Source organism: Paenibacillus sp. OV219, from assembly GCF_900110075.1.
Taxonomy (GTDB): Bacteria; Bacillota; Bacilli; order Paenibacillales; family Paenibacillaceae; genus Paenibacillus_Z.
This window is the reverse complement of record NZ_FOCJ01000012.1, coordinates 81,119-105,985: the sequence shown is the minus strand read 5'-3', so window position 1 is coordinate 105,985 and position 24,867 is coordinate 81,119. Positions and strand designations below refer to the sequence as shown.

Genomic DNA, 24,867 nt, shown 5'->3' with positions numbered 1-24,867 from the left:
TTATACATAACTGATTTTCAATACTATAATTCCCCTAATCTGTGATAATGAAGGATGATACCTACGATTTCACAGCGCCAAGCGTAAGTCCCTTTACGAAATACTTCTGCAGGAACGGATACAAGAGAATGATAGGCCCAATGGAAAGAATACATGTCGCCATTCGCGCGCTTTCCCCTGGCAGCATAGCCGCTGCGTTTTCCAGCGATTTTAATGCTGCTGCATTGCTCTGCAAGTAATCAAGATTGGACATAAGCGCCTGGAGCAAGTATTGAAGATTGTAGAGCTTGCCATTCTCGATAAACAATGAGTACGTAAACCAGTCGTTCCAGTAAGCGATGGAGGCGAATAATCCAATCGTCGCCAGTACGGGGGTAGACACCGGCAGTACGATCTGGAAGAACGTCCGGAACTCGCCCGAACCATCGATTCTAGCTGATTCAATAATGGAGCTTGGCACATCCTTGAAGAAGTTGCGCATGAGAAGAATGTTCCCCGGTGAGACGAGCAGCGCGAGAATCAAGATCAGAAGCGTATCCTTCATATGAAGATAGCGAGTGACCAAGATATAATACGGAGCTAATCCGCCATTGAACAGGATCGTGAAGAAGATGATGAACGAGATTTGGCCGCGATATTTGAGCTCGGGCCTTGATAAGGCATAACCTATCAACGACGTTACGAGTAAGGAAGAGAAGGCGCCGACAAGCGTTACGAAAAGCGATACCTTGTATGCATTCAGAATGGTCGATGTGCCCGAAATAATATAATCATAGCCGGAGGAGCTGAATACTTTCGGTATGAGATGGTAGCCGTCGGTCATCAGTGATCGTTCGTCCGTCATTGATATCGACAGCACCAGCACAACCGGAAGGATACACATGAGACTGTAGATGATGAAAATAAGGTTAATCACGAGCTTGGGCGTTTGTCCCAGCACGGATCCGCTTTTTTGCATTGCAATCACTCCTTCATATCTAGAATAACGAGCTTTCGGAATCGTATTTCTTGACAAGATAGTTGGTCGCAAGTACCATGACGAGTCCTACGACCGCTTGATAGAGACCGACCGCGGATGACATGCCGATATCGCTCGAGCCTCTCAGCGCCCGGAATACATAGGTATCGATAACGTCGGTAGCCGGGAACAAGATGCCGGATTCCCGAGGCAGCGTGAAGAATGCGTTCCAGTCGCCAAGTCCGCCGTTGAAGATTTTTCCAAGCGAGAGCAACGAGAGAATGATCACAACTGGAATCAGAAGAGGAATCGTAATGAATCTTGCCTTCTGCAGCTTGCTGGCGCCGTCGATATCAGCAGCCTCATAATAATCGGAGGAAATGCCGGTGATCGCCGCAACGTAAATGACAGACGTAAAGCCCACATTCTTCAGAAGATAAGCCATTGGCATAATAATTCGCCAGTGGGAAGCTTCGCCATACCAATCGATCGCAGCGTATCCGAACATCCCCCTGATGTGGTTTAATAATCCTTGATCCGGGTTGAGCAAGGCGTACACGATGTAATCGCCAACAATCCATGAGAGGAAGAATGGAAGTAGCATAAGGCTCTTGTAGATGCCCGCACGGAAACGGCCTCCGGTCTCCTGAAGCGAGATGGCAAACACGATTGAGATCGAAGTTACGAGGACCATGATGAGCAGGTTATAGAAAATCGTATTGGAAGTAACCCGCCATAGCGCATCGGATTTGAAGAAAAACTCGAAATTTTTGAAGCCTATCCATTTGCTGGCCCATACACCTGCGACTGGATTATAGTCCTTGAACGCAATGACTACCCCGAACATCGGCAAGTAATTGAAGATGATCACGACGAGCAGCGCTGGTACAGTCATGGCGTAGAAAGCCCAATGCTTCGTGATCTCCCTCAGGAAAGTCATCGGTGAGAGGACTCTAGTTTTCTTCTGTTCACCTTTCACGGATGCTGCAACCGTATGTGATGGGGAACTCATTTTACCACTCCTTCATTCGAAACCTGTTTTGTTGTCTTGTTATCAATGTATCAGCAGCAAGGCGAGGAACAAACCGAAAAATGCGTATTTTCCTACAACAATCCGATTATGAAGCACATGAAAAAATGCACTTTTCACTAATATTGTGCGTTTCCTATCGATTTCGACCACAATGGAAAATCATTCTACAGGAAACCTGTTTCGTATGACGAACAAACAAGCGTAAAAAGAGAGATCATTGAAGGGGCGAAATTGAGCATGGCAATTCAAAGTAAGCTGCACCTGAGCAGCTTGTATACAAAACTGCTTGTCACTTTTACGTTAACAGTCACCTTATTGATCTTCGGATTGTCGGCCCTCTTGTACCGGAACTATACCTCGGCTTCCATCGATAGTATTAATCGGACGAATACGTCTATGCTGCATCAGATCAGCTACAGCGCTAATTACATGGATAACGTTACGCAGAAGTTTATAACCGCAGCAACGGCAGAACCAAGTGTCGCGAACCTCTTCTTTAATCCGGAAGATGATATGGTTCTGCTTGGCGGTGCATTCCGGTTCCTTAACCTGCTTGTTACGACCAATGATTATGTCTATTCGGCTTATACGGTGAGCCTTCCATTAGATCGAATCGTGTCTACAGAGAATGGTGCGTTCTACTCCGTTCACGACTTCTATGATCCTGAAGCTGTTCGGCTCGTGAGAGAATGGAAAGACTCCATGTCCTCGAATCCAATTGCCCGCACAATCCCGAGCGTTAGTTTAGGGGGAGTCAATGTTTATACCTACGTCATGCCTTATCAGGCCCGTTTAGGCGAGCATCTTCAGACAGCTCTGGTTGTTAATATCAAAGCAAGCGTGCTTCGCGCGCTGATTACGTCCTTGAATACGAAAGAAGCTGATTACACCAGTGATATCTTCGTCATTGATGCAAACGGTGTAGTCGTTAACCACACTTCGGCGGAGATGTTCAAGCACAATATGAAGGAAACGAGCTATGCGCGTACCGTACTTGAATCTAATCAATCGTCCGGCAGTTTCAAGACGAATATCGAGGGGAAGCCTTTCAACGTTACGTTTGTATCATCTGATAAATTAAAATGGAAGTTTATCAGTTTGACTGCGTATGACACATTCATGTCGCCTGTGAAAGCCATCAAGTCGTCAACGCTGCTCATTAGCGTCATTGTGCTCTTGCTTGGTTTGCTCTTCTCGCTATTCATGTCCAGATCGCTCTATTCACCGGTTAGAACATTCATCGATTCCGTTCGAAATAAGAACGACGAGCTCGTACGAAAACAGCGTGATCAGCGTCATACGCTGAAGGGTGATTGGCTGAAGCAAGTCGTTCTAGGAAATAAATCATTCGATGAACAAGAATTGGAAGCTCAAAAGTCGGAGCTCGGCATTCACGCGAGTCTTGCCGGAACGGTTCGGATGGTATTATTCCGAATGGATGGATATAAATCGTTCGTGGAGAACTACAGCAAGAGAGACCGTAGACTGTTGAAATTCGCAATCGCTAATATTATCGAAGATCTCTCGCTAGCCCATCATCGCGGTGACGCCATCGATATGGACAGCGATAAGATTGTGCTGCTGCTCGATTCGGGTGGTTCGGAAGAGGAAGAACCGATTTTAGTGGAACTGGTTCGAAATGTGCAGCGTTCAGTAAGTGATTATTTGCGCCTCTCCGTCTCGGCTGCGATAGGAAAGCCGGCAGTATCTGCGCATTTCCTAGGAGACGCTTATTCAGAAACGCTGGCGCTTTCCATGTACCGGCTGGTTACTGGGAAAGGAAGTGTACTCACACCTGTCTTCCTGTCTTCTATCGAGCCTAATCAGCCAGCCTTCCCGGAAAGTAAGGCCAAGCTGCTGCTTGATTCACTTAAGCTTGGTCATCTCGATAAAGCCATTGGGTATTACGACGAGATCATGGAAGGTCTTATCAGGTCGAAGTATGAGACGGTTCTGTCATCGGTTATGCGTATGATGTTTATGATTCGAAGCGCTTTCCCTAGCGTTGCAGACAGTGATCAATCTCGTGTGCCGGACTTACTCCAGGGCTTCTTCATTAATATCGAGAGCATCGAGTCGCTCGAAGAGATTCAGCGGAATTTCGAAGAGATCTTCAAAGGAATCGTAGCTTCACTAGATACGAATAAACAGAACAAGCGTCATATGATCGTGACTCGAATCAAGAAGATGATCGCCGAGCAATATCGGGATCCGAACTTGAATCTAAGCGTACTTGCCGAGGAATTTCAGATGTCGCATGTCTATTTAGGGCGGATCTTCAAGGAATCGACCGGTCAATCCGTCGTTGAACACATCACCGCTGTTCGGATGGAGCATGTTAAGCATTTGCTGGACGAGTCCAACTTGACGACGAAAGAAATCGTAGAGCAGTGCGGCTGGGAAGACTCCAATTATTTTTATATTTTGTTTAAGAAGCATTTTGGAATGCCGCTGTCCCAATACCGCCTTAAGCCGAAAAACACGGATAAATAGCATGATTTTTTTGTAATCTGCTTTTTTCGAAGTACTTCAATCGCAATAAATTGATGGATGGTATGCATTTTTCGGTATTCAAGCGAGATGGTGAACCTCTATCTTAAAATTGAGCTCGGCAACATGATGGGCACACCATTTCGGGGGAGAGGAAGATGACCGATCTACAAAAACGAAGAGGGATCTGCATCATCTGCATCAATTATCCATTCAATGAAACGGGAGGCGAAGTACTTGTCTAAACAGAAGAAACTCGTTGCTTCATCAGTTGCAGTCATGCTTATGGGATCACTAGTACTCACCGGCTGCGGCAGTAATAACAATCAAGCTTCTACTAATTCAGCAGCCAATACGACGAATCAATCAACCTCAAATTCCTCCAACAAGAATTCGAATTCATCAACAACAAACGCAGCGGCTAACGACGCAACAACTAACAACGCAACAGCTTCAAATACAGCTGCTGAAGATCCGGTCGAGATCACGATGTATATTGCGAACTCACCAGTTAAAGACATGGACCGAGTTATGGAAGCAGCTAACAAGATCATTAAAGAAAACATCAATGCTACGCTCAAGCTTGTCGTAACGGATTGGAGCTCGTACCCGCAAAAGCTGAATCTGATGATCTCCTCCGGCGAACCGTTCGACATCGCATTTGGCGCAAGCTGGGGTGATCTGAACTACTTCCAAAGCGCATCTAAAGGCGCATTTGCCGATATGACAGATTTGCTTGACAAATATGCGCCTACGACGAAATCACGTGTGCCTGATTCCGTATGGAACGGTGTGAAGGTAAACGGTAAAATCTACGGTGCCGTCAACTATCAAGTGTGGGGGATGGCAGGAGCAAGGGGCATTCAGCTTCGAAAAGACCTTGTAGATAAATATAACTTTGATTGGAAATCGGTTAAGAGCTGGAACGACCTGACGCCATTCTTCGCTGAAGTCAAGAAAGGCGAGAAAAGTACCATTCCGATGGAAGCGGGACAATTGTTCTCGGGTCAGCCGGTGTACTACAACATGGATTCCGTTGGCGATACAACCGTTCCAGGTTGGGTCAAATACGACGACAAAGATATTAAAGTATTCAATCAGTATGAGACGCCAGAATTCAATGCGTATCTAAAGACGATGCGCGATTGGTATAAGAGCGGCTATCTTCGGAAAGACGCTGCTACACTGAAGGATAACCTCCCTGACCGTAAAGCTGGCAAACTCGCAGCCATCTATACCCAGTCTTTCCCGGATGATGTGGATATGCCGGAAGGTGCAGGTGCCGCTATGATGTCTCAAGCGGATCCTGCAGCGAAAGTTTATTCTTATCAAAAACGGTTCACCCCTGCGTTCATTTCTGCGAGCACGCCTTCTGCAGCAGTCCTGACAATTGGCGCGAATTCGCAGCACAAGGAAAAGGCGATGCAGTTGATCGAATTGCTCAATACGAATGACGAGTTGTTCCATCTGATCGCATTCGGACAGCCAAATGTCGATTACAAGCCGGTGGGCGACAGACAATTCGAGTTAATACCGGATAAGTACAATTTCAACTATTCCGAGTGGGAAGTTGGACAATCTTACGGAAGAATGCTTTGGGACAAGAGCACGGATTTGACCGTTGGGGATAAGCGCCTCAGCACGATCTACGCAGCGGACAAGACAGCAATGGTATCGCCGGTCATGGGCTTCGTTTTCGACTCCGAGCCTGTTAAGACTCAAGTTGCAAATGTGAACTCTGTCACCGCCGAACTGCTGAAGGGGCTCGAAGTAGGTGCAATCGATCCGGACAAATACCTGGATACGTATCTGAAGAAACTCAAGGACGCTGGCGCCGACGATATCATCGCCGAGAAGCAGAAACAAATCGACGCATGGAAAGCGGCAAACGGTAAGTAATGAAAGAGAGCTAGTAGTCGGCACAGAAGAGCCCCTTTTGATCTGGAGATATTATGCCTATCAAAAGGGGCTTTCTTTTGGCGGTCTGCTTTTCTATTTATTTTTAAGAAATATGTGGATTCTGAAGTAGCTCTCATTTCGGTTTCGAAGGAATGTAAGTTTTTCAATGTTCACAGACTCTCTCGTCATTGATAGGTTGGAGAAGAGAAATTAAAGCTAAAACCTCATATGAAGGAGAGACATTAGATGAAAACGATCACGGTTGCCTTGATCGGAGCGGGACAAAGAGGGGCTGGCGCCTACGCTCCCTATGCGATAAATTTTCCAGAGGACTTACGTTTCGTGGCGGTTGCGGAGGGGGATCCGGAACGGCGGGAACGGTTTGCACAATCTTATGGAATCACCGATTCGAACACGTTCGACGACTGGGAAGAGCTGTTAGCAAGACCCAAACTGGCGGATGCTGTCCTTATTTGCACGCAAGATAAAATGCATTTTGAGCCGACGGTCAGGGCTCTGAAGAAAGGCTACCATGTACTGCTGGAGAAGCCGATGTCACCAGACCCGTTGGAATGCTTCATTATGGGAGAATACGCGGAGAAGTATGGGCGTGTGCTATCCGTGTGCCATGTGCTTCGTTATACGGATTTTTTCGCAACGATCAAGCAGCTTGTTTCGGACGGCAGAATTGGCAAGCTCGTCTCGATTCAACATACGGAGAACGTTGAGCATCGGCACCAAGCTCATAGCTTCGTCCGTGGCAATTGGAGCAAAGCTGAGGTTTCGAGCCCGATGATTCTAGCGAAAAGCTGTCATGATATGGATATTTTGCAATGGCTTGTCGATGAGGAATGCGTGAACGTGTCCTCTTTCGGTTCACTGACTCACTTTCGCAAAGAAAGTGCACCCGAAGGCGCTCCCAAACGCTGTTTGGATGGGTGCCCGGTTCAAGATACATGCCCGTACTATGCGCCGCGCATGTATCTCGAAAGAGACGACTGGGTAGGAGCGGTGCTGCGGGCGGTCGTCAGCAATGATACGAGTGACGAAGGCGTGCTCAGCTCGTTAAAGGATGGTCCTTACGGCCGCTGCGTCTATCACTGCGATAACGACGTAGTAGACCATCAAGTCGTCAACCTCGAATTCGAGAGCGGCGTGACCGTTGCGTTCACGATGAGCGCCTTCACGTTCGAAGGAGGGCGTTCGGTGAAGCTGATGGGGACGCACGGCCAGATACGGGCAGATATGGATAAGAACATCATCGACGTTACAAGCTTCGTTACTCGGGAAACGGAAACGATTCATCTGGCTACGGATGCGGCGGGGCATGGCGGCGGGGATACGAATATTATGCGGGATTTTATTCGTCTCGTTCGAAGCGACGGCCAGGAGAAGGGGCTGACCGGAGCGAAGGCTTCGGTGCAGAGCCACTTGATTGCGTTCGCCGCGGAGAAATCCAGGCTGGAGAAGCGGGTCGTGTCCATACGGGAATACGTTGAGGATTTGAAAGCGGAGTTCACCTCCGGAACCTAGAGATTATTTGCTTATTGTATTTTCTTTAATCATGATTGTAGCTTCTTCCATGAATGCTCTCATTTTCACATAGGTCCGGTTTTACGGGTCACGATAGTATCACGAACTGTGCAAGTCGGACAGTCTGATGGTACTGACAAAGAATATAAATTAGATCAACAATAAATAAACCGCCAAGGTATTGTGCTCTGGCGGTTTTTCTTATGCTCGAGCTCCGGTACTTTAGACAATATTGCTCCACAGTTGCCAGAGGATCGACCACCGTTCAGCCATTTCCACTCTCCCGAATCTAAGTCTGAATACCGAACCATAACTAAGCGAAGTTGGCCCTCGTTGGTCAGCAGTTTCTCCGGCTTCGTTCAAAAATTCGAGCCGCAGCGCATAAATAACGTTTCTATGATCGGGGGAATTCACTTGTCATGGCTTGTAATACTTACCACCCGTCGACGCTGTCATCAGGGATTATAATGGCAATAGGTGACCTATCTGCACTTTACCATCTAGTAGTTAACTATGGACCCAACATATCTTGAAACCTCGTTTGTTTCCACACCGCAATCACAATTATGAAAATGCGAGCCTTCCAGAATAGCTTTCGGTACTGGCTTTCAGGAATTCAGAATGCCGAATGCTTGCTGAACTAAGGTATGGCTCACCACGTGCCCCACTTCTTCACAGAGAGGATTTGACACATTTAGAGTTGGGAATTGTACTTCTGTACACGCTAGGTCGAAAGTGTTATATTCGGCTTTAAGTCAATTGGCAATGTGTAATTGTAAACAAATTTGGGGGCTATGTGATGAACTACAACTTTGATTTACCGATCGATCGCCGTAATAGCGCGTGTCTGAAGTGGGACCATTTGGAGAACAGCTACGGCGTTCAAGATGCGATTCCGATGTGGGTGGCAGATATGGATTTCTGTTCTCCGCCAGCAGTCATTGAAGCATTGAAATGCCGGGTCGAGCATGGAGTTTACGGTTATTCCGTAAGACCAGACTCCTACGTGCAGGCCGTCGTGGATTGGCTCGGACGCAGGCATCAATGGAAAATAGAGAAAGAATGGCTGGCACACAGCCCTGGCGTGCTTTCTTCGTTATCGCTGATCATCCATGCGTTTACAAAGCCTGGAGATAAAGTGCTGGTACAATCGCCTGTTTACCATAATTTCTATCGTGTTATTAAGGCACAGAGGCGCGAAGTTGCCGTTAATCCGCTTAAGCTGGATAACGAACGGTACATGATGGATTTTGAAAGTTTGGAATCCAATTTGGATCCACAAGTGCGCATGATGATTTTGTGCAATCCGCACAATCCGGTAGGACGCGTGTGGAGCCGGGAAGAGTTGACCCGCCTAGGGGAGATTTGCCTCAAACACAACATTATGGTTGTGTCGGACGAAATTCATTTTGACCTCGTGCATAGCCGCCATAAGCATATTCCGTTCGCATCCATCTCACCGGAATTAGCCCGGAACAGCATCACCTGCATCGCGCCGAGCAAAACATTCAATTTGATGGATCAGCATACGTCGAGCGTTATTATTCCGAATACGAAATGGCGCGACACGTATATTCAAGCTATGAATGATTTATCGATGGCTTCCCCGGACACATTTGGCGTTATTGCCGCAGAAGCTGCATATCGGCATGGGGAAGAGTGGCTGGAACAGATGCTTCAGTACGTGGAGCATAATGTGCAGGTTGTGACGCGATTCTTGAAAGAACACGTGTCTGAGATTAAAGCGATACAGTCGGAAGGGACATTTCTGATCTGGTTGGATTGCCGTGGGCTCAAGCTTTCGGATCAGGAATTGGAGCACTTCTTTGTTCATCAGGCCAAGGTTGCGCTAAGCGCTGGCTACCACTTCGGAGCTGAAGGTAGCGGATTTATGCGGATGAATGTGGCATGTCCTCGCTCCATCGTTGAGCAAGCTTTATTGCAAATTGAAACGGCTTTCCATTCGATGACAGTCGGGAGCAGATAAAGGAGTGCCGCTTGCTTTTGCTTGAGCCGTTAAATAGGAGGTTTTTGTTGTGATCAGAGCATTCATCGTAGACGACGAAAAACTTGCCAGGAAGGGCTTTATATCCATCGTTCCGTGGGAGCAGTTTCAGATTCAAGTCGCAGGCGAGGCTGCAAATGGGAAGCTCGCCCTCGAATTCATGCAGCAGCATGAGGTCGACCTGCTTTTTCTTGATTTGACGATGCCAGTGATGAACGGGATAGAACTGATGAAGGAAGTCAAGCGGACATTTCCATCCACGAGGATGGTCGTTCTGACTTGTCATCAAGACTTTGATTATATTCAAGAGGCGCTGCGCTTAGGAGCGCTTGATTACATCGTCAAGACGCAGCTCGATACGGAGAAGATCGATGATATATTGGGTCGGATCGTAGAGCGGTTTCAGAGTGAGGATACGAGCTCTCATGGAAGCGAGAAAGTAATAGCTCGGCAGCAGTATTATTATTCCTTGCTTATCGATGTTGCAGCTGCATATACGAATGAGTCTAGTCCTTTTCCCGAACAGCTCACGAGATCAGAGCATGTATATGATGCAGGCAATGGAATGTGGCTGTTCTGTAAGGATAATCATGAGCTGGATCGCGTGATTCAGCAATTTGTCACTGGGCGTGATCATTGGATCTGGGTGGATATTGAAGGCAGCCGTGAACGATCGGTTAATGCAGTCATTAGAGTCGTTGATACAGCCGCACTGAAGCAGATTTATTATAGCTTTAAGTCCGGGCAGAAGATGGGCATTATTTCGTTAAATAACGCAGCATCAGCCGATTCGTATCTCGAAACAGGGGAATGGACGCAGCTGTTGGCTCGCTGGAGTGGTATGGGCTGGATTTATGATGACGCTTCATTTCGTGAGTTCCTAAGAGCGATCGAACATTTAAAGCCTGATTACCATGCAACGAAGCAGCTGAATGAAGAACAATTGGTCCATTGGCTTTCCTGGTTAAGCGGAGCTGGATATGACGAGCTTCTTCATAACATGCACACCTGTTACTTTTGGCATCAACTTGCGGCATGGCTGGCGCATTTTCGAGAGGCTGTGCACAAGCAAACGGGGACGGTGCCATATTCGACGGAGATTATTCTTATGATGATGAAATCCGTTCAGCTTCTTCACGAGAGCGACAATTATGATTTTAATCGGGACGAAGTCGCTGCAAAGTTTCATATGAGCGGAAGCTATTTCAGCCGCTGCTTCAAAGATATCATAGGCCAATCCTACAGCGAGTATACGAAGAACATGCGACTCAAGAAGGCACTTGCGCTGGTCGAGACCTCTCAGCTGCCGATCTATATGATCGCCCAGAAAACAGGTTTTCAGGACGAGAAATATTTCAGCAGAATGTTCTTCAAGCAGTTCGGCAAAAACCCGCAGGAGTATCGCAAGCAACATGGCCGAAGAAGCGGGTGGACGCCGTGAATGTAATCCTATTTCGCAAAAGAAAAGCAAAGTCATTGAAGACTCGCTTAATCTTTATTCTACTGCTTAGCGCATTAATTCCACTGACACTGCTAGGATGGGTGTCTTATTTATCGATCGAAGAAATTACGAGTAAAAAAATTGAAAGCGGTATATTCAACTCGTTGAACCAGGGCAGCTTTAACCTAAACAGCACCTTGAACAATATAGATTATGCTTCCTTGCAGCTAACGAATGAAGGCAGCGTCGGACAGCGAATGAACGATTATTTGACAACGGACAGCATCTATCAAAAGCTGGAGCTGGGGCAAAGCATTCAGCAAAATTTGAATTTGGTCAATTTCACGAACCCTAACCTTGGCGTGATGTTCTATTATTTGCCGAAGACGCGAGAGGTGAGGTTTGAAAACTTGGCGATAGAACCCCAATTCAACTTTAATGAGCTGCCGAAGCTGACGGAGAGGAATGGCGTTCAGTTTTACGGGCCGCATGATTCGTTATATCGGTATGGCATGAAGAAGCCAGTCTTCTCATTGGTAAGGCCCTTGTATTTATCCGGAGCGGATCCCGTGTATTTGTACGTGGAGACGAACGATAAACTGTTCGGTCAAATTATGGACAAGCAGCAGTACGGCATGAATGCCTATAACGTGTTGATTAACGAGCAAGGGGGCATTGTTTACAGTGATCTCCCGAAGAAATTTCAGCTTGGCAACTATACTGAATTCCCCAAATCGTCCGCAGCAGATACTTTTAAGGAGAAGCAAGGAGACTACTATTTGTTCGGCCAGCATAATGAGCAGGGCTGGACATTAATGGTCGTCATCGCCAAGAAGGATTTCGAGAATGAATTCAGCAAGTGGTTTCTCAAATATATTTTGATCGTTTCAGGCAGCTTGTTCATCAGTCTTCTATTTGCTTTTGTGCTGTGGAGAACGGTCTATCGGCCGCTTCGAAAGGTCGGCAGCGAGATACAGTTGCTGTCAAACAGCAAGTTCGATTCCCCCGAATCGTACACCAATATCGTTGAGTTCGATTCGCTCATGCAGAAGTACTACCAGATGAGAGAACGAATTCAGGAGCTGATCGTTGAAATCGAGCAAAGAGAGCACAACAAGAGACAGATCGAAGTCGAGAAGCTGCTTTATCAGATCAATCCGCACTTTATTCATAATACACTCAACACGATTCAATGGCTTGCCAGAATGAAGGGTCAAACAGAGATCGACCAGTTTGTTTCCGTATTCACCCGTATTCTTCATTATAACTTGGGCAAGAAGGGCGAAATCATTGCGCTGCGAGATGAACTGGCGTCCATGCAGGATTACGTAGCGCTGCAGCGCGTCAGGTATGATTGCGAGTTCCAGATCGAGGCGAATGTAGAGGAGCAGCTGCTGGGTACGGATGTTCCGCGATTTATACTGCAGCCGATTGTTGAGAATGCGCTTTATCATGGCCTCAGTGAAGTAGATGGCAAAATTACGCTTCGCATTTATACAAAAATGCCCGAGTCGAAGCTTGTGATTGAGGTTCAGGATAACGGCAATGGCATGTCAGCTGAGGAAATCGCGAAAGTGATGCTTGAAGAGAAAAACCCGCTGCAAAAATCAGGGTTAGGTATTGGACTTGATTACGTCAAGCGAGTCATTGGTGCGTTATACGGCGATAACTGTTCGTTCTCGATTGATAGTCAGCTGGGACAAGGCACGACGGTAAAGCTGATGATTCCGCTTGCAATTGTTGGTTCTCAGAACTAAAGGTGTGAAAATGGTTCGGGCAGGGTAGAAAATGAAATTATCTTTCTCTGGAGGGGGGGGAGGATGAACCATATTCTAACGAGGAACATCAAGCTTCTCTCCCTGAATCGGACTTATTGCAGTTATGATTAATGCATATTCAAACTAGATTCTATGGGGGATGACAGATGAAGAAAAAATTGGCAGCTATGAGCTTGATATCGCTAACGTTACTTGTAAGCGCTTGCGGTGACAACGGTTCAAGCAACACAAACGACAGTACAAGCAACACAGCAACCAATGCTAGCAACAAGACTTCGGATAATTCGACGAATCAAGCAGCGACGAACACGTCGTCAGATGCAGCGAAGTCTGATCCATTCGGCAAATTCGATCAGCCCGTTGTGCTGAATATCGCTAAATCGATTAATACCAAAAGTATCACTTTCCCGAGTGGTGATTCGGTTGATAACAATGAATTTTATCGTTGGATCGAGAAAAAGCTGAATGTCCAGGTTAAGAATGCATGGCAGGTAGAAACAGCAGATGCATATGATCAGAAGATGGGTATTTCGATCGCAAGCCGTGATCTTCCGGATGCCTTCATCGTTAATGAGCAGCAGCTCAAGCAGCTCGTACAAGCGGATCTCATCGAAGATTTGACGCAAGCTTACAAAGACAATGCCAGCGATCTCATTAAAGGCTACTACGATTCCTATGGTGATCGCGTGCTTGGCAGAGCAACGTTCGACGGCAAATTGATGGGTCTTCCAAACACGAATATCGGTCAGCAATACAATATTATGTGGATTCGCCAGGACTGGCTTGATAAATACGGCTTGAAAGCGCCGACGACAGTGGATGAGCTGATTAACGTAGCGAAAACATTCATTGATAAGGATGCAGACGGCAAGGGCAAACATGATACGCTTGGTTTTTCCGGTGTTCCTTCTCTTGCAGGCTGGAACAATTACGCAGGCTTTGACCCGATCATGGGCGCTTACCATGCAACGTTTGATCAATGGGTAAAGGATGCCGATGGCAACGTTGTGTACAGCTCGACATTGCCAGAAATGAAAGCAGCGCTTGGTAAATTGCACGAAATGTATGATCAAGGCATCATCGATAAGCAATTCGCGATCCGTAAGGATTCGGCTGAAGTTGTAGCAAACAATCAGGTCGGTATCGCATTTGGTCCTTGGTGGATTCCATATTGGCCGCTGGAAGATTCGGTTAAGAATGATCCGAAGGCAGAGTGGAAGCCATATATCGCGCCGCTTGATGGCGAAGGCAAATTCTACACTGGCGACCAAGATCCAACGAGTGGTTTCCTAGTCGTGAAAAAAGGCTACGAGCATCCGGATGCAGTTGTTCGCGTGTTGAATGAGGAGTATCAAGGTATTCGTAAGATTGATCCGGAAGCAGCTCAGCTGTACGCTGGTCATCCAGAAGTTCAGCAGCACTGGGAGCTGTGGCCTTATACACTTCAAGTTGGTCCTGAAACAACCGTTTATGATACGCATGTACAAGCTCAAGAAGCTGTAGATGCGAAAGACGATTCGAAACTCGACTCCGAGCTTAAGGGCTGGTATAAGGATTACTTTACAAATCAAGCTAATCCGAAGAAGGATGTTGCCATTTGGGCTAATGCTTCAGCTCGTTTTGAAGGCGCAGCATTGATGAATGACAGCAGAGTCGTCCTGTCACACAATCTTTTCTTTGGTAAAACCAAGTCGATGCAAACAAAATGGTCGATTCTGCAAAAGCTTGAGAACGAAACCTTCCTCAAGATTATTATGGGCGAGCAGCCGCTTGACAGCTTCGATAAGTTTGTAGATCAATGGAATACGCTGGGCGGTAAACAAATTACTAAAGAAGTTACAGACGAAATCAACAGCAATTAATCAAATAGTAAACAAAATAGTACAATGGGAAAGCGCCAGTGCTGAATGCTGGCGCTTTCCTTCTATCATTCCATAGGATAGGTGGAACACCGATGACTTCGAAGAAATGGCTTCTAAACTATCACTTAATGCTGCTTCCGGGTATTTTGCTGCTCATCATTTTCAGTACAGTTCCGTTATTCGGAACCGTTATTGCGTTTCAGGATTTTATTCCGGGAATTCCGATCTTAAAGCAGACATGGAGCGGCCTTGATAACTTCAAATTTATGCTTCAGCTTCCGGATAGCAGACAGGTATTCATCAACACCATTACGATCGCATCAATGAAGATTGTCCTCGGTATGATTATTCCAGTTACGTTTGCCTTGCTATTGAATGAAATTCGTACGCGTGCCTATAAGCGTATCGTACAAACTATCGTATATTTGCCGCACTTTATGTCCTGGGTTATTCTATCGGGGATACTGATTGCGATGTTATCTATAGACGGAATTGTTAACCAGATAACCCACTTGTTTCACAAAGAGCCTGTTATGTTTTTGGCTAATAATCACTATTTCCGTCAAATTATCGTATGGAGCGATGTGCTGAAGGAGTTTGGCTTTAGTGCGATCGTCTATATGGCAGCGCTTGCTGGCATTAACCCGTCACTCTATGAAGCTGCCGAGATCGATGGCGCGACGAGAATGGGCAGATTATTGCATGTGACGATTCCAGGCATATTGCCAACGATTGTACTGCTGTCGACGCTGAGCCTTGGCAACATCTTGAATGCAGGCTTCGACCAAGTGTTCAACCTGTACAATCCGCTTGTATATTCGTCTGGCGATATAATTGATACGTACGTATATCGCATGGGACTTGTCGATCAGCAATACGGACTGGCCACCTCTGTCGGCCTTTTGAAGTCGGTGATCGCTATTATATTAATCTCGATCTCTAACAAACTGGCCGATAAATTCGCCAACTATCGCATCTTCTAAGAAAAGGGGTTTAGGCATGGTTCTTTCAAAATCATGGGGCAGTCGGAGCGCTGATGGTTTCATCTATTTCGCATTAACGCTAATCGCACTCATTTCGTTGTTTCCACTATGGTACACGATTGCTATTTCCTTCAGCGACAAGTCTGCGGTAAATGCGGGGAGAGTATTCGCGTGGCCAGTTGGATTCAACTTGACATCGTACAAAATTATTTTGCAGGATCATAAATTTTTTGCAGCCTTCTTTATTTCCGTGAAAAGGGTTCTGCTTGGCGGCGCGATCAACTTCGTATTAACCGTCATCATGGCTTATCCATTAGCAAGAGACAACAAGAAGTTTCCTGGCAGAACGATTTATATCTGGTACCTGGTGTTCTGCATGCTCTTCTCCGGAGGGCTCATTCCGCTCTATATGACAGTGACGAATCTGCACCTGCAGAACACGCTGTGGGCGCTCGTATTGCCAGGTGCTGTGCCTATCTTTAACGTCATTCTCATTATGAACTTCTTCAGAAACTTGCCGAAGGAGCTCGAAGAAGCAGCAATCGTTGACGGCGCCGGCCCATGGTATACGTTATTGAAAATATTTATACCGGTTTCGATGCCGGCCCTGGCGACGGTCACATTGTTCAGCATCGTCGGCCATTGGAACTCCTTCTTTGACGGACTCATCTATATGAATAAGCCGAGTATGTATCCGCTGCAGACCTATATTCAACAGCTTGTTGTGCGCATTGATCCGGAGCTGATGAAGACGTTGACGACAGAACAACTAATTGAGCTGTCGAAAGCTTCGGATAAGACACTCAATTCAGCTAAGCTGATCGTTGCGATGGTTCCGCTGCTGGCAATCTATCCGTTCTTGCAAAAATATTTTGTTCACGGCATTGTGCTTGGTGCCGTAAAAGAATAGGAGTGAGAGGCTTAAATGAACAATATTCGCAAGGTTCATGTCGTTTTTAAAACGCATCTGGATATCGGATTTACGGATTTAGCCAGCAAAGTTGTTGATCAATATTTTCATTCGTTTATTCCCGGGGCGCTTGATCTGGCAGAGGAATTGGGACAGGAGCAAGGTGGTGCCAAGTTCATCTGGACGACTGGCTCTTGGCTCATTCATGAATATTTGAAAGCAGCAAATCCAGCGCAGCGAAGCCGCTTGGAAAGAGCGATTGCAGCCGGTACAATCGTGTGGCACGGATTACCGTTTACGACGCATACCGAGCTGATGGATCCGATGCTGCTCGAGCATGGCTTGTCGATTTCTCGCAAGCTGGATGAGAAGTACGGCAAGCGTACGATTAGTGCCAAGATGACGGACGTCCCGGGCCATACGATCGGTATGGTTCCGTATTTGGCGAAGAACAACATTCAATATCTGCATCTAGGCGTCAATTATGCTTCCACAAAGCCGAGTGTTCCGGATGTCTTCGTATGGAGAGCGAAGGATGGCTCGGAAATCATCGTTAACTATGCGGGCAGCTACGGAAATATGACGATTGTTGATGGCTTGGATGAAGCTCTATATTTCGCGCATACGAACGATAATATGGGACCACCTTCGGCAAGCAGTATTCACGAGCTGTACGAACGGCTGTCCGAGCAGTTCCCGAACGCAGCCATCGCGGCCTCAACAATGGATGCCTTCGCGAGCAAACTTATTGCTTTGAAGGATCAATTCCCGGTCGTGACCGAAGAAATCGGCGATTCATGGATTCATGGTGCGGCATCTGATCCATTAAAGATAGCCCAGTATCGGGAACTGCTGAAGCTGCGCGACAAGTGGGCCGGCGAAGGCCGATTGGATGCTGGCTGTCAAGAATATGCCGACTTCTGCGAGCAGCTAATGCTCGTTCCCGAACATACATGGGGCATGGACGAGAAGACGCATTTGACCGATTTCAAGCATTATTCGGTTCAAGAATTCCATGCAGCTAGGCAGGATAATATCGTCAAGAATGATGTAATCCCGGCCCGATATGCAGGGTACTTCGGCATTTATGGTGGTGACCCGCACCACATCGGAACGAATGCTGGCAAAAGCTTCAGCTTATACGAAAGCTCCTGGCAGGAGCAGCGGGATTATATCAACAGTGCGATAGCCGCGCTGTCCAAAGACAAGCAAGACGAGGCGCGAATGGCGCTTGCTGAGCTGATTCCGAGTGTGTCGAAGGTTAGTGGGCACGAATTCGAAATCGATCAAGAGCAGCAATTAGGCTGCTTTACCGTTCAATTCGAACGCGACGGCTCCATCGTTAAGCTCGTTGATGAGAAGGGGAAAGCATGGGCCGACGAGCAGCATCGGATCGGTGTCTACGAGTATGAGACATTCGGCATGGATCACTATAATAATTGGTTCAGAGATTACGTTGTCAATTGGGCTGAAACGTGCTCCTGGTCGGAGCCTGACTTTGGCAAGCCAGGCATAGAGTTTGTGGAGCCGAGACCGGAGCACAAGCGGTTTTCTCCACGAGTTCGTGAAGCTGCGGTACGGGAAGACGCGCAATATGATGAAGTTTGCTTGCAGTTAAGTATGAGTGATGAAGCCTCGCAAATGTATGGTGCACCTAAGAAGCTGCAAGTTCGCTATCGTTTCTTCAAGGAGACGCAGCGCATCGAGGTCGAGCTGGATTGGTTCGATAAGCAGGCAAACAGGCTGCCGGAAGCCAGTTGGTTTTCGTTCATGCTAAATGTCGACAATCCGAATCTGTGGAAGATGGACAAGCTAGGCGAGAGGGTATCGCCGCTTCATGTTGTGAAGAACGGCAATCGCAGCCTGCATGCCGTGGGTACGGGCGTTTATTACGAAGGTAGCGACGGCGGCGTGAATCTATTGACATCAGACGCGTGCGTTCTATCGCCTGGAGAAAAACGGATGCTGCAGTTCAATCAGCAGTTTGCTCCATTAGAGGGCGGCATGCATTTTAACCTGCATAACAACGTATGGGGAACGAACTTCCGCATGTGGTTTGAAGATGATATGAAGTTCAGATTCTCGCTCGAATTGAAATAATCATGTGAAGGAATACACTTGTAACGGCACATCAAGCTAGCCGCTTGATGTGCCGTTTCCTATAAGCAAAGGGCGGGATAGCGAGCTGCTCTCTTAGTTCAATTGCAGGTGGATCTTCCCGTCCTCAACTTTGACAGGGTAGGTAATAAGAGACTTGCATGCGGGCTTCCGCATCGGTGCGCCGGTCGATATATCGAACCGTCCGTTATGCTTGGGGCATTCGATCACATTACCCATCACGAGCCCGTCAGCGAGATGCACCTTCTCGTGCGAACAATGGCCGTCGGTTGCATAACAGATATCCCGGTCAGTGCGGTAAATGGCAAATGTGCGATCACCATAATCGAAGCGGATGACGTCCTCTTGCTCAACATCGTCTAAGCTGCAAACTTCAATCCAATTGCTGGTCGTTGTCATTTTTCATTAAACCCCTTTGGAGTCATTTTCAATGCGATTGGCAAACTCACGGTAACGCGTTACGACAAAAGCCTGGTCTTTCCGGATTCGCCATAAGGCGGCCACTGTCTCGCGGAGCGCAACCCGAAAGCTTGGAGCGGCGGCAGGACAATATTGCTTGATTTCTTCATGCAGTGCAGGCAGGTTATAGAACGGAACCATAGGGAACATATGATGCTCCATATGATAATTCATGTTCGTATAGAGAAACCGAAGAATCGGGTTTGTATAGAACGTTCGGCAGCTGAGCCGGTGATCCAGCTTATCCTCGAACAGTCCAAGATGCTGGGTGGAGTTCAGGCATGTCATCAGGAAGTAGCCGTAATACGCAGGCAATCCGACAAACATCAACGGCAGGATGCTGTGCACATAGAAGCAAAGTGCAATAATAGCGGTGTAGAGCAGAAGAAAGATACGTGCCTCCCAGAATAGAGAGCGATATTCGCTGCTTGGAATGAGCTCATTCTCTTGGGCGTTCAGTCGACCGAAAGCATGCTTAAATAGTGATTTCGCCGTATTAATTCGCAGGTCGTCAATACGAAGAAGCGATTTGAGCAGCCGCATCCACCTCGGAGGACGCGGTTCCATAATTTCCGGATCACTGCCGACAATGATCGTATCCGTGTGGTGGCGTACATGGCTCCAGCGGAAATTCGTGGCTTGAATGAGAATGAGGAACGATGTGATCTGATAGATGGCTTCATTAAGCCACGCGGTTTTGAAAGGTGTTCCATGGCCATACTCATGCCACTTCGATACGGAGGAAACCGAGTATATGGTACCGTAAAGAGCAAAACTGGGAATTGCCCACCACGTCCCCCATGATAAGTAAGCGAGATAGCCTGAAGCACTAAGGACAATGAGCCATAACAGAATGTCTCGAACCGCAGGTGCGTTTCTACGGGTCATCAGCTCTTTCAATCGTTTCCTCGGAATGGGACAGGTGTACCAATCGGCGGAGACAAGTCCTTTCTCGATCGCTTTATCTCGCTCTGGCCCTATTATGCTGTAATCTCGCTTCGCCTGTTCTCTCATAATTGCGCTCCTTGTCCAATGTAGTTACTCGCTTACTTTATAGTGTAATGAAGTGCGAATGAGCTGGCTTTCCAAATCATACGAAATAGTTTTTGGTACATCAGAGAATATCGAAAGGATGAAGCAATAGAATGGCACGCAAATCATCATCAGGCGCGATGCGCTGGCTTTATCCGGATATAGCGGAATTGGATAGGGATCAATGGTCAGATGTGAAGCCACCGAGGGGAGGGCTGATTCCCGAGCTAATTAATCTGGGATGCCAGAAGTATTCGGAAGCGTATCAGCTTACAATGCATGCTCATGAGCAAGCTTACGAGTTTGTTTATTTGGAGCACGGAAGCGTGACTTGGGAGATAAACGGCGTTCACTACCCGACGAGCGCAGGGCAGTGGTTCTTTACTTATCCGGGGGAGCTGCATAAAGCGAGATTCGATCATATGGAGCCAAGCCGTATTTGGTGGTTGATTGTGAAGGATCCTGCCTGCGGATCTAGCTGGCTCGGGCTGGTACAAGAGGAGCGAGACTTTATTCACAAGCGGTTGCTTCAGCTGCCGCGTGTATTTCGGGGGAGCAATCGGGTGCGGGAGCAATTCGAGCGGCTAAAGGCGACACTGGAGCAGGAAGGGGAAGGCTTGAAACTATTTACCAGGCATCAAGTGCTTGAAATTTTGTTGGGATTGCTTCAGCCTGCTCCGATAAAGACGATCGAGCCCGGGCTCCGGGAGCAGATGGTGCACCTGGTCAATCAGCTTGGTCAGTCGCCTGAAAAACGGTATTCCATTGCGGAGATGGCTCAATCTGTTAATGTGAGCGAATCGCACTTCTTTAAAATCTTCCACGAAACATTCGGGCAATCGCCTGCAGCATATTTGGAAAGGATTCGAATTGAGCGTGCATGCGTGCTGCTCCAATCAAGCCAAGCGATTATTGATGTTGCGCATGAGCTTGGGTTCAAGACAAGCCAGCACTTTACGAATGTGTTCCGAAAGGTGATCGGCTGCTCGCCGAGCATGTGGAGACGGTCGGTAGAATAAAACAAGGCGGCCGCCAATGGCGCCCTGTTCCGTGAATATTGGATGAGTCTGTTTTAGATTTTTATGAGTAGGCGGTTGTTGTTTTATTAAGTTAATCGGCTTTGCTGTCGATAGATTGTCGGAGCAACGCCTGTCAGTTGGCGGAACACTTTAATAAAGGCGTGAACTGAAGAGAAACCATATTTTTGGGCAATCATGGTAACGGAATCGGTGGTGCCGCGTAGGTCGGCTTGTGCTTTATTGATGCGGCATCGGTTCCAATATCGTGTAGGCGTGAAACCGATCTGAGCACGAAACAACGAATGGAAGTGGCTTCGGCTGAGCCCTAGTGTCGCCGCCCAATGGTCGATATCCCCATTTTCTTCTCCAGCCTGTTGCTCCATTAACGTCTTTAACTTGGCGATCCGTGGGTCCATATAATCGTTTTGACGTTGAATGAGCTGATAGACTTGATGCAGCAGCAGGTGGAAATAGCCGTTTATAGCAAGCATATCCGGATAATCCTCATGATTGTATACTCTGAACTCGGTTGATACGGCTTCGAACAATCCTTTCCAGAAAGGAATTGACTCGACAGAGAGCCGTTCAGGGATTCCCATGTCGATCGGCTCATCAAGCATGCTGTTGTCGTAATCCTCCGGATGGTGGCACAACAAATCACCGGGAATTGTCGCTCCTGATTTTGACCGATACGACCATTCGAAGAACACACACCGGAACGCGAACGGATTCGGCCCCTCTACCTCCCACACATGCATTATACCCGGCTGCAGGAAGAACAGCGTCCCTGTCTTCAGCCGTACAATGGTACCATCCTCGTAGATTACTTTAGCGCAGCCGGATTCGATGAAATAAAGAGAAGGAACGAAACAAAATCGAGCCGGATGTCGATCTTCCGGACGAATAGGGACCCGAATACCGAACCGTACAAAGGGATACATTGGCTGCATCTTTAACCTCATCTCCTACGTATTTAATTGAAATTATCATACAATCGGATAACAATAATAGTTCTCGCTAAAGACGGAAACTCCTGTGGGTGTCATAATTAACTTAGTTAGAAAGCGATTACAATATTAGGGGGATGAAGCAGAATGCCGCATGCAAATGGAGTGCCAACGCAAGAAGATGTCGATTTTTTCAATACAAACGGATATTGGATCTCGCCTAAAATAATTAGTGATGAAAGGCTTGAAAAATTGCGTGATAGGATGGAGAGGGTATACCAGGGAGAGTTTGAAACCGGAACAGCACCTGATGCCGTATGGAGCCGGGAGACAAGCCGTCCCAACTCCCTTCGAAAGACTGATAATGCAAACTTGTCAGATTTAACGATCCGAGCGCTAGCCCATGACTCACAAATCGGACAGATCGCCGCAGCCTTGAAAGGGACGAATACGATTCGTTTCTGGGAGGATCAGCTGTTGCTTAAACCAGCGCAATCCAGCGGAAACGCGGCGAATGTCGGCTGGCATCAGGATTATCATTACTGGGGATGTTTTCAAAACCCGGAGACGATGATCACCGCATGGGTAGCTTACGATGACGTTGACTTGGATAATGGCTGTATGCAAATGGTGCCAGGCAGCCACAATTGGGGGATTTTGAACGGTAACGACTTTTATGAGCAAAACATGCAGAAGCAGCTACAGGATATGGCGCCGGAAGGGCAAATCGCTCGTACCGTACCTATTATTATGAAAGCAGGTCAAATAAGCTTCCATCATAGTTTAACGATTCACGGAAGCGGGCCAAACATATCTGACCGAGTACGCCGTTCGTCAGCGCTTCATTATCTTACAGCAGAGACTCGCTATCGAGCGGGATTCGCCGATGAATACTCGGAAATCAAGAAATTCATCGCTGCCGGCGGCAAGGACGGAGACATCGTGCAAGGAGATATGTTTCCGATCGTTTATAGTCGAACTTAATTCATGATCGAGCGGCGAACTATTCCCAATTTGATTATTAATTAATAGGAATCCCCCTCTCTGGGGAACGTCCATAGTTGAGACAGATTACGGCAATATAACAGAAGAAACCTTGATGACCATTTAGCTTGATCTATCAAGGTTTTTTCTGTCTGAGTATTGGTTATAGTCTCGGGAAAACAAGATTATAGAAGACATATCAGGGTTTATATCCTGGTTCACTTCCCGAAGCATACCACTCCTTATAACCTTGGTAGTTAACTATAGTGTAGTAGTTAACTATAGTATAGTAGGTATATACTATATAATTTAGTGATAATATATTCACTTCTTACGTTATTAAGCCTACTTACATATAATAGTTAACGAGCCCAGAAGAGGGCAAATTCGAGTAGAAAGAGAGAGGAGCCTACCATGCAATTTCGGAGATTGGGAAAGAGTGGGGTAAAGGTCAGCGAGATTAGTCTGGGCAGTTGGCTGACTTATGGAGGATATGTCGAGCGGGAGAACGCGGTCAAATCCATAGAAACCGCCTATGGACTGGGCATCAATTTCTTCGATACAGCGAATGTTTACGAGCGGGGAGCGGCTGAGAAGCTCATGGGAGAAACGCTGCGGGCATTCCCTCGCGAATCGTACGTGCTAGCGACCAAGGTGTTCGGGCAGATGGGCGATGGTCCTAACGACCGTGGACTTTCACGTAAGCACATCATGGAGCAATGTCATGCAAGCCTAAGGCGGTTGGGGGTCGAATATATCGATCTGTATTATTGCCACCGTTTTGATCCACACACGCCAATGGAAGAAACTCTTCGTGCATTGGACGATCTGGTACGACAGGGCAAAGTGCTGTATGTGGGGGTCAGCGAATGGACGGCATCGCAGATGGCTGAAGCGCATGCGATTGCTGATCGTTACCTGCTCGATCGCATAGTTGCAAATCAACCAGTTTACAATATGTTCAATCGCTATATCGAAAAGGATGTCATTCCTTACGGGGAGCGTGGTGGGATCGGACAAGTTGTTTTCTCACCACTTGCTCAAGGTTTATTGACGGGCAAGTATGTCTCTGTGCAGGACCTACCAGCAGATAGCCGGGCATCCAAACTAGATGGAATGCGAAAGGGGCTCACCGAGAAGAAAATCGCCAAGGTGCAGCAACTGAGCGAAGCGGCGGCCGAGCTGAACTTGACAGTCGGACAGTTGGCCTTGGCATGGATTCTGCGGCAGACGAACGTAAGCAGTGCCCTGGTAGGCGCAAGCCGGCCTGAGCAAGTAGAAGAGAACGTAAAGGCAGCCGGCGTTATGCTGAGCTCCGACATGATTGAGCGCATTGAAGGTATACTGGCATAACGGTCCCATTGGATGAGGAGCACCCTCAGCTTCCTCAGGATCTTTTCTGAGTAAAAGGTTTAA

At 47.3% G+C, this 24,867-nt stretch carries 18 protein-coding genes; 13 read left to right on the top strand and 5 right to left on the bottom strand.

The window, feature by feature from the left end:
- Positions 1-61: 61 nt before the first annotated feature.
- Both BMY11_RS24215 and BMY11_RS24210 read right to left on the bottom strand, forming a co-directional pair.
- The gene (locus BMY11_RS24215) at positions 62-958 is read right to left on the bottom strand and encodes a carbohydrate ABC transporter permease (RefSeq protein WP_090582261.1); all 897 of its coding nucleotides are present in this window, start codon (positions 956-958) and stop codon (positions 62-64) included.
- Between the two features lie 19 nt (positions 959-977).
- Positions 978-1,970: an ABC transporter permease gene (locus BMY11_RS24210; RefSeq protein ID WP_090582259.1), complete on the bottom strand. Its 993-nt coding sequence runs from the start codon at positions 1,968-1,970 to the stop codon at positions 978-980.
- 258 nt (positions 1,971-2,228) lie between these two features.
- Here BMY11_RS24210 and BMY11_RS24205 point away from each other — a divergent pair, with 258 nt between their 5' ends.
- From BMY11_RS24205 to BMY11_RS24160, 10 genes are all read left to right on the top strand, one after another.
- Entirely contained in the window at positions 2,229-4,484 is a 2,256-nt protein-coding gene (locus BMY11_RS24205; protein WP_090582257.1) for an AraC family transcriptional regulator, read from the top strand.
- A 234-nt stretch (positions 4,485-4,718) separates the two neighbouring features.
- Positions 4,719-6,380 (top strand): ABC transporter substrate-binding protein, encoded by a 1,662-nt coding sequence (locus BMY11_RS24200; RefSeq protein WP_177182801.1) that lies wholly within the window; start codon positions 4,719-4,721, stop codon positions 6,378-6,380.
- Between the two features lie 246 nt (positions 6,381-6,626).
- Positions 6,627-7,913 (top strand): Gfo/Idh/MocA family protein, encoded by a 1,287-nt coding sequence (locus tag BMY11_RS24195; protein ID WP_090582253.1) that lies wholly within the window; start codon positions 6,627-6,629, stop codon positions 7,911-7,913.
- Positions 7,914-8,712: 799 nt separating this feature from the next.
- Positions 8,713-9,900 carry a MalY/PatB family protein gene (locus BMY11_RS24190; protein WP_090582251.1) on the top strand — a complete coding sequence of 396 codons (1,188 nt, stop codon included), beginning with the start codon at positions 8,713-8,715 and terminating at the stop codon, positions 9,898-9,900.
- Between the two features lie 49 nt (positions 9,901-9,949).
- On the top strand, positions 9,950-11,359 hold the full coding sequence (locus tag BMY11_RS24185; protein ID WP_090582248.1) for a response regulator transcription factor: 1,410 nt from the start codon (positions 9,950-9,952) through the stop codon (positions 11,357-11,359).
- Positions 11,356-13,116: a sensor histidine kinase gene (locus tag BMY11_RS24180; protein WP_143069340.1), complete on the top strand. Its 1,761-nt coding sequence runs from the start codon at positions 11,356-11,358 to the stop codon at positions 13,114-13,116. The genes BMY11_RS24185 and BMY11_RS24180 overlap by 4 nt, the downstream gene beginning before the upstream one ends.
- 167 nt (positions 13,117-13,283) lie before the next feature.
- Positions 13,284-14,999, top strand: a complete 1,716-nt coding sequence (locus BMY11_RS24175) for an extracellular solute-binding protein (protein WP_090582242.1) — start codon at positions 13,284-13,286, stop codon at positions 14,997-14,999.
- A 92-nt stretch (positions 15,000-15,091) separates the two neighbouring features.
- Positions 15,092-15,982, top strand: a complete 891-nt coding sequence (locus BMY11_RS24170; RefSeq protein ID WP_090582240.1) for an ABC transporter permease — start codon at positions 15,092-15,094, stop codon at positions 15,980-15,982.
- 16 nt (positions 15,983-15,998) lie between these two features.
- On the top strand, positions 15,999-16,892 hold the full coding sequence (locus BMY11_RS24165; RefSeq protein WP_090582238.1) for a carbohydrate ABC transporter permease: 894 nt from the start codon (positions 15,999-16,001) through the stop codon (positions 16,890-16,892).
- Positions 16,893-16,907: 15 nt separating this feature from the next.
- Positions 16,908-18,992, top strand: a complete 2,085-nt coding sequence (locus BMY11_RS24160) for a DUF5054 domain-containing protein (protein ID WP_090582235.1) — start codon at positions 16,908-16,910, stop codon at positions 18,990-18,992.
- 93 nt (positions 18,993-19,085) lie between these two features.
- On the opposite strand, the gene BMY11_RS24155 is transcribed toward BMY11_RS24160, so the two are convergent.
- Both BMY11_RS24155 and BMY11_RS24150 read right to left on the bottom strand, forming a co-directional pair.
- Positions 19,086-19,409 carry a MocE family 2Fe-2S type ferredoxin gene (locus BMY11_RS24155; protein ID WP_090582233.1) on the bottom strand — a complete coding sequence of 108 codons (324 nt, stop codon included), beginning with the start codon at positions 19,407-19,409 and terminating at the stop codon, positions 19,086-19,088.
- A gap of 6 nt (positions 19,410-19,415) precedes the next feature.
- The gene (locus tag BMY11_RS24150; protein WP_090582231.1) at positions 19,416-20,483 is read right to left on the bottom strand and encodes a fatty acid desaturase; all 1,068 of its coding nucleotides are present in this window, start codon (positions 20,481-20,483) and stop codon (positions 19,416-19,418) included.
- Positions 20,484-20,614: 131 nt separating this feature from the next.
- Here BMY11_RS24150 and BMY11_RS24145 point away from each other — a divergent pair, with 131 nt between their 5' ends.
- A complete protein-coding gene (locus BMY11_RS24145; RefSeq protein ID WP_090582229.1) occupies positions 20,615-21,520 on the top strand; it encodes a helix-turn-helix transcriptional regulator in 906 nt (301 codons plus the stop codon).
- An 86-nt stretch (positions 21,521-21,606) separates the two neighbouring features.
- Here BMY11_RS24145 and BMY11_RS24140 read toward each other — a convergent pair whose 3' ends face one another.
- On the bottom strand, positions 21,607-22,470 hold the full coding sequence (locus BMY11_RS24140; RefSeq protein WP_177182800.1) for a helix-turn-helix transcriptional regulator: 864 nt from the start codon (positions 22,468-22,470) through the stop codon (positions 21,607-21,609).
- Positions 22,471-22,614: 144 nt separating this feature from the next.
- On the opposite strand from BMY11_RS24140, the gene BMY11_RS24135 reads away from it, so the two are divergent.
- Positions 22,615-23,451: a phytanoyl-CoA dioxygenase family protein gene (locus tag BMY11_RS24135; protein WP_090582224.1), complete on the top strand. Its 837-nt coding sequence runs from the start codon at positions 22,615-22,617 to the stop codon at positions 23,449-23,451.
- A gap of 414 nt (positions 23,452-23,865) precedes the next feature.
- Entirely contained in the window at positions 23,866-24,804 is a 939-nt protein-coding gene (locus BMY11_RS24130; RefSeq protein WP_090582222.1) for an aldo/keto reductase family protein, read from the top strand.
- Positions 24,805-24,867 lie beyond the last annotated feature (63 nt).

What these genes read in the sequence shown, in the direction of transcription:
- BMY11_RS24215 (WP_090582261.1), bottom strand. Translation starts at nt 958, where the DNA reads ATGCAAAAAAGCGGATCCGTGCTGGGACAAACGCCCAAGCTCGTGATT.
- BMY11_RS24210 (WP_090582259.1), bottom strand. Translation starts at nt 1,970, where the DNA reads ATGAGTTCCCCATCACATACGGTTGCAGCATCCGTGAAAGGTGAACAG.
- BMY11_RS24205 (WP_090582257.1), top strand. Translation starts at nt 2,229, where the DNA reads ATGGCAATTCAAAGTAAGCTGCACCTGAGCAGCTTGTATACAAAACTG.
- BMY11_RS24195 (WP_090582253.1), top strand. Translation starts at nt 6,627, where the DNA reads ATGAAAACGATCACGGTTGCCTTGATCGGAGCGGGACAAAGAGGGGCT.
- BMY11_RS24190 (WP_090582251.1), top strand. Translation starts at nt 8,713, where the DNA reads ATGAACTACAACTTTGATTTACCGATCGATCGCCGTAATAGCGCGTGT.
- BMY11_RS24175 (WP_090582242.1), top strand. Translation starts at nt 13,284, where the DNA reads ATGAAGAAAAAATTGGCAGCTATGAGCTTGATATCGCTAACGTTACTT.
- BMY11_RS24170 (WP_090582240.1), top strand. Translation starts at nt 15,092, where the DNA reads ATGACTTCGAAGAAATGGCTTCTAAACTATCACTTAATGCTGCTTCCG.
- BMY11_RS24165 (WP_090582238.1), top strand. Translation starts at nt 15,999, where the DNA reads ATGGTTCTTTCAAAATCATGGGGCAGTCGGAGCGCTGATGGTTTCATC.
- BMY11_RS24160 (WP_090582235.1), top strand. Translation starts at nt 16,908, where the DNA reads ATGAACAATATTCGCAAGGTTCATGTCGTTTTTAAAACGCATCTGGAT.
- BMY11_RS24155 (WP_090582233.1), bottom strand. Translation starts at nt 19,409, where the DNA reads ATGACAACGACCAGCAATTGGATTGAAGTTTGCAGCTTAGACGATGTT.
- BMY11_RS24150 (WP_090582231.1), bottom strand. Translation starts at nt 20,483, where the DNA reads ATGAGAGAACAGGCGAAGCGAGATTACAGCATAATAGGGCCAGAGCGA.
- BMY11_RS24145 (WP_090582229.1), top strand. Translation starts at nt 20,615, where the DNA reads ATGGCACGCAAATCATCATCAGGCGCGATGCGCTGGCTTTATCCGGAT.
- BMY11_RS24140 (WP_177182800.1), bottom strand. Translation starts at nt 22,470, where the DNA reads ATGCAGCCAATGTATCCCTTTGTACGGTTCGGTATTCGGGTCCCTATT.
- BMY11_RS24135 (WP_090582224.1), top strand. Translation starts at nt 22,615, where the DNA reads ATGCCGCATGCAAATGGAGTGCCAACGCAAGAAGATGTCGATTTTTTC.
- BMY11_RS24130 (WP_090582222.1), top strand. Translation starts at nt 23,866, where the DNA reads ATGCAATTTCGGAGATTGGGAAAGAGTGGGGTAAAGGTCAGCGAGATT.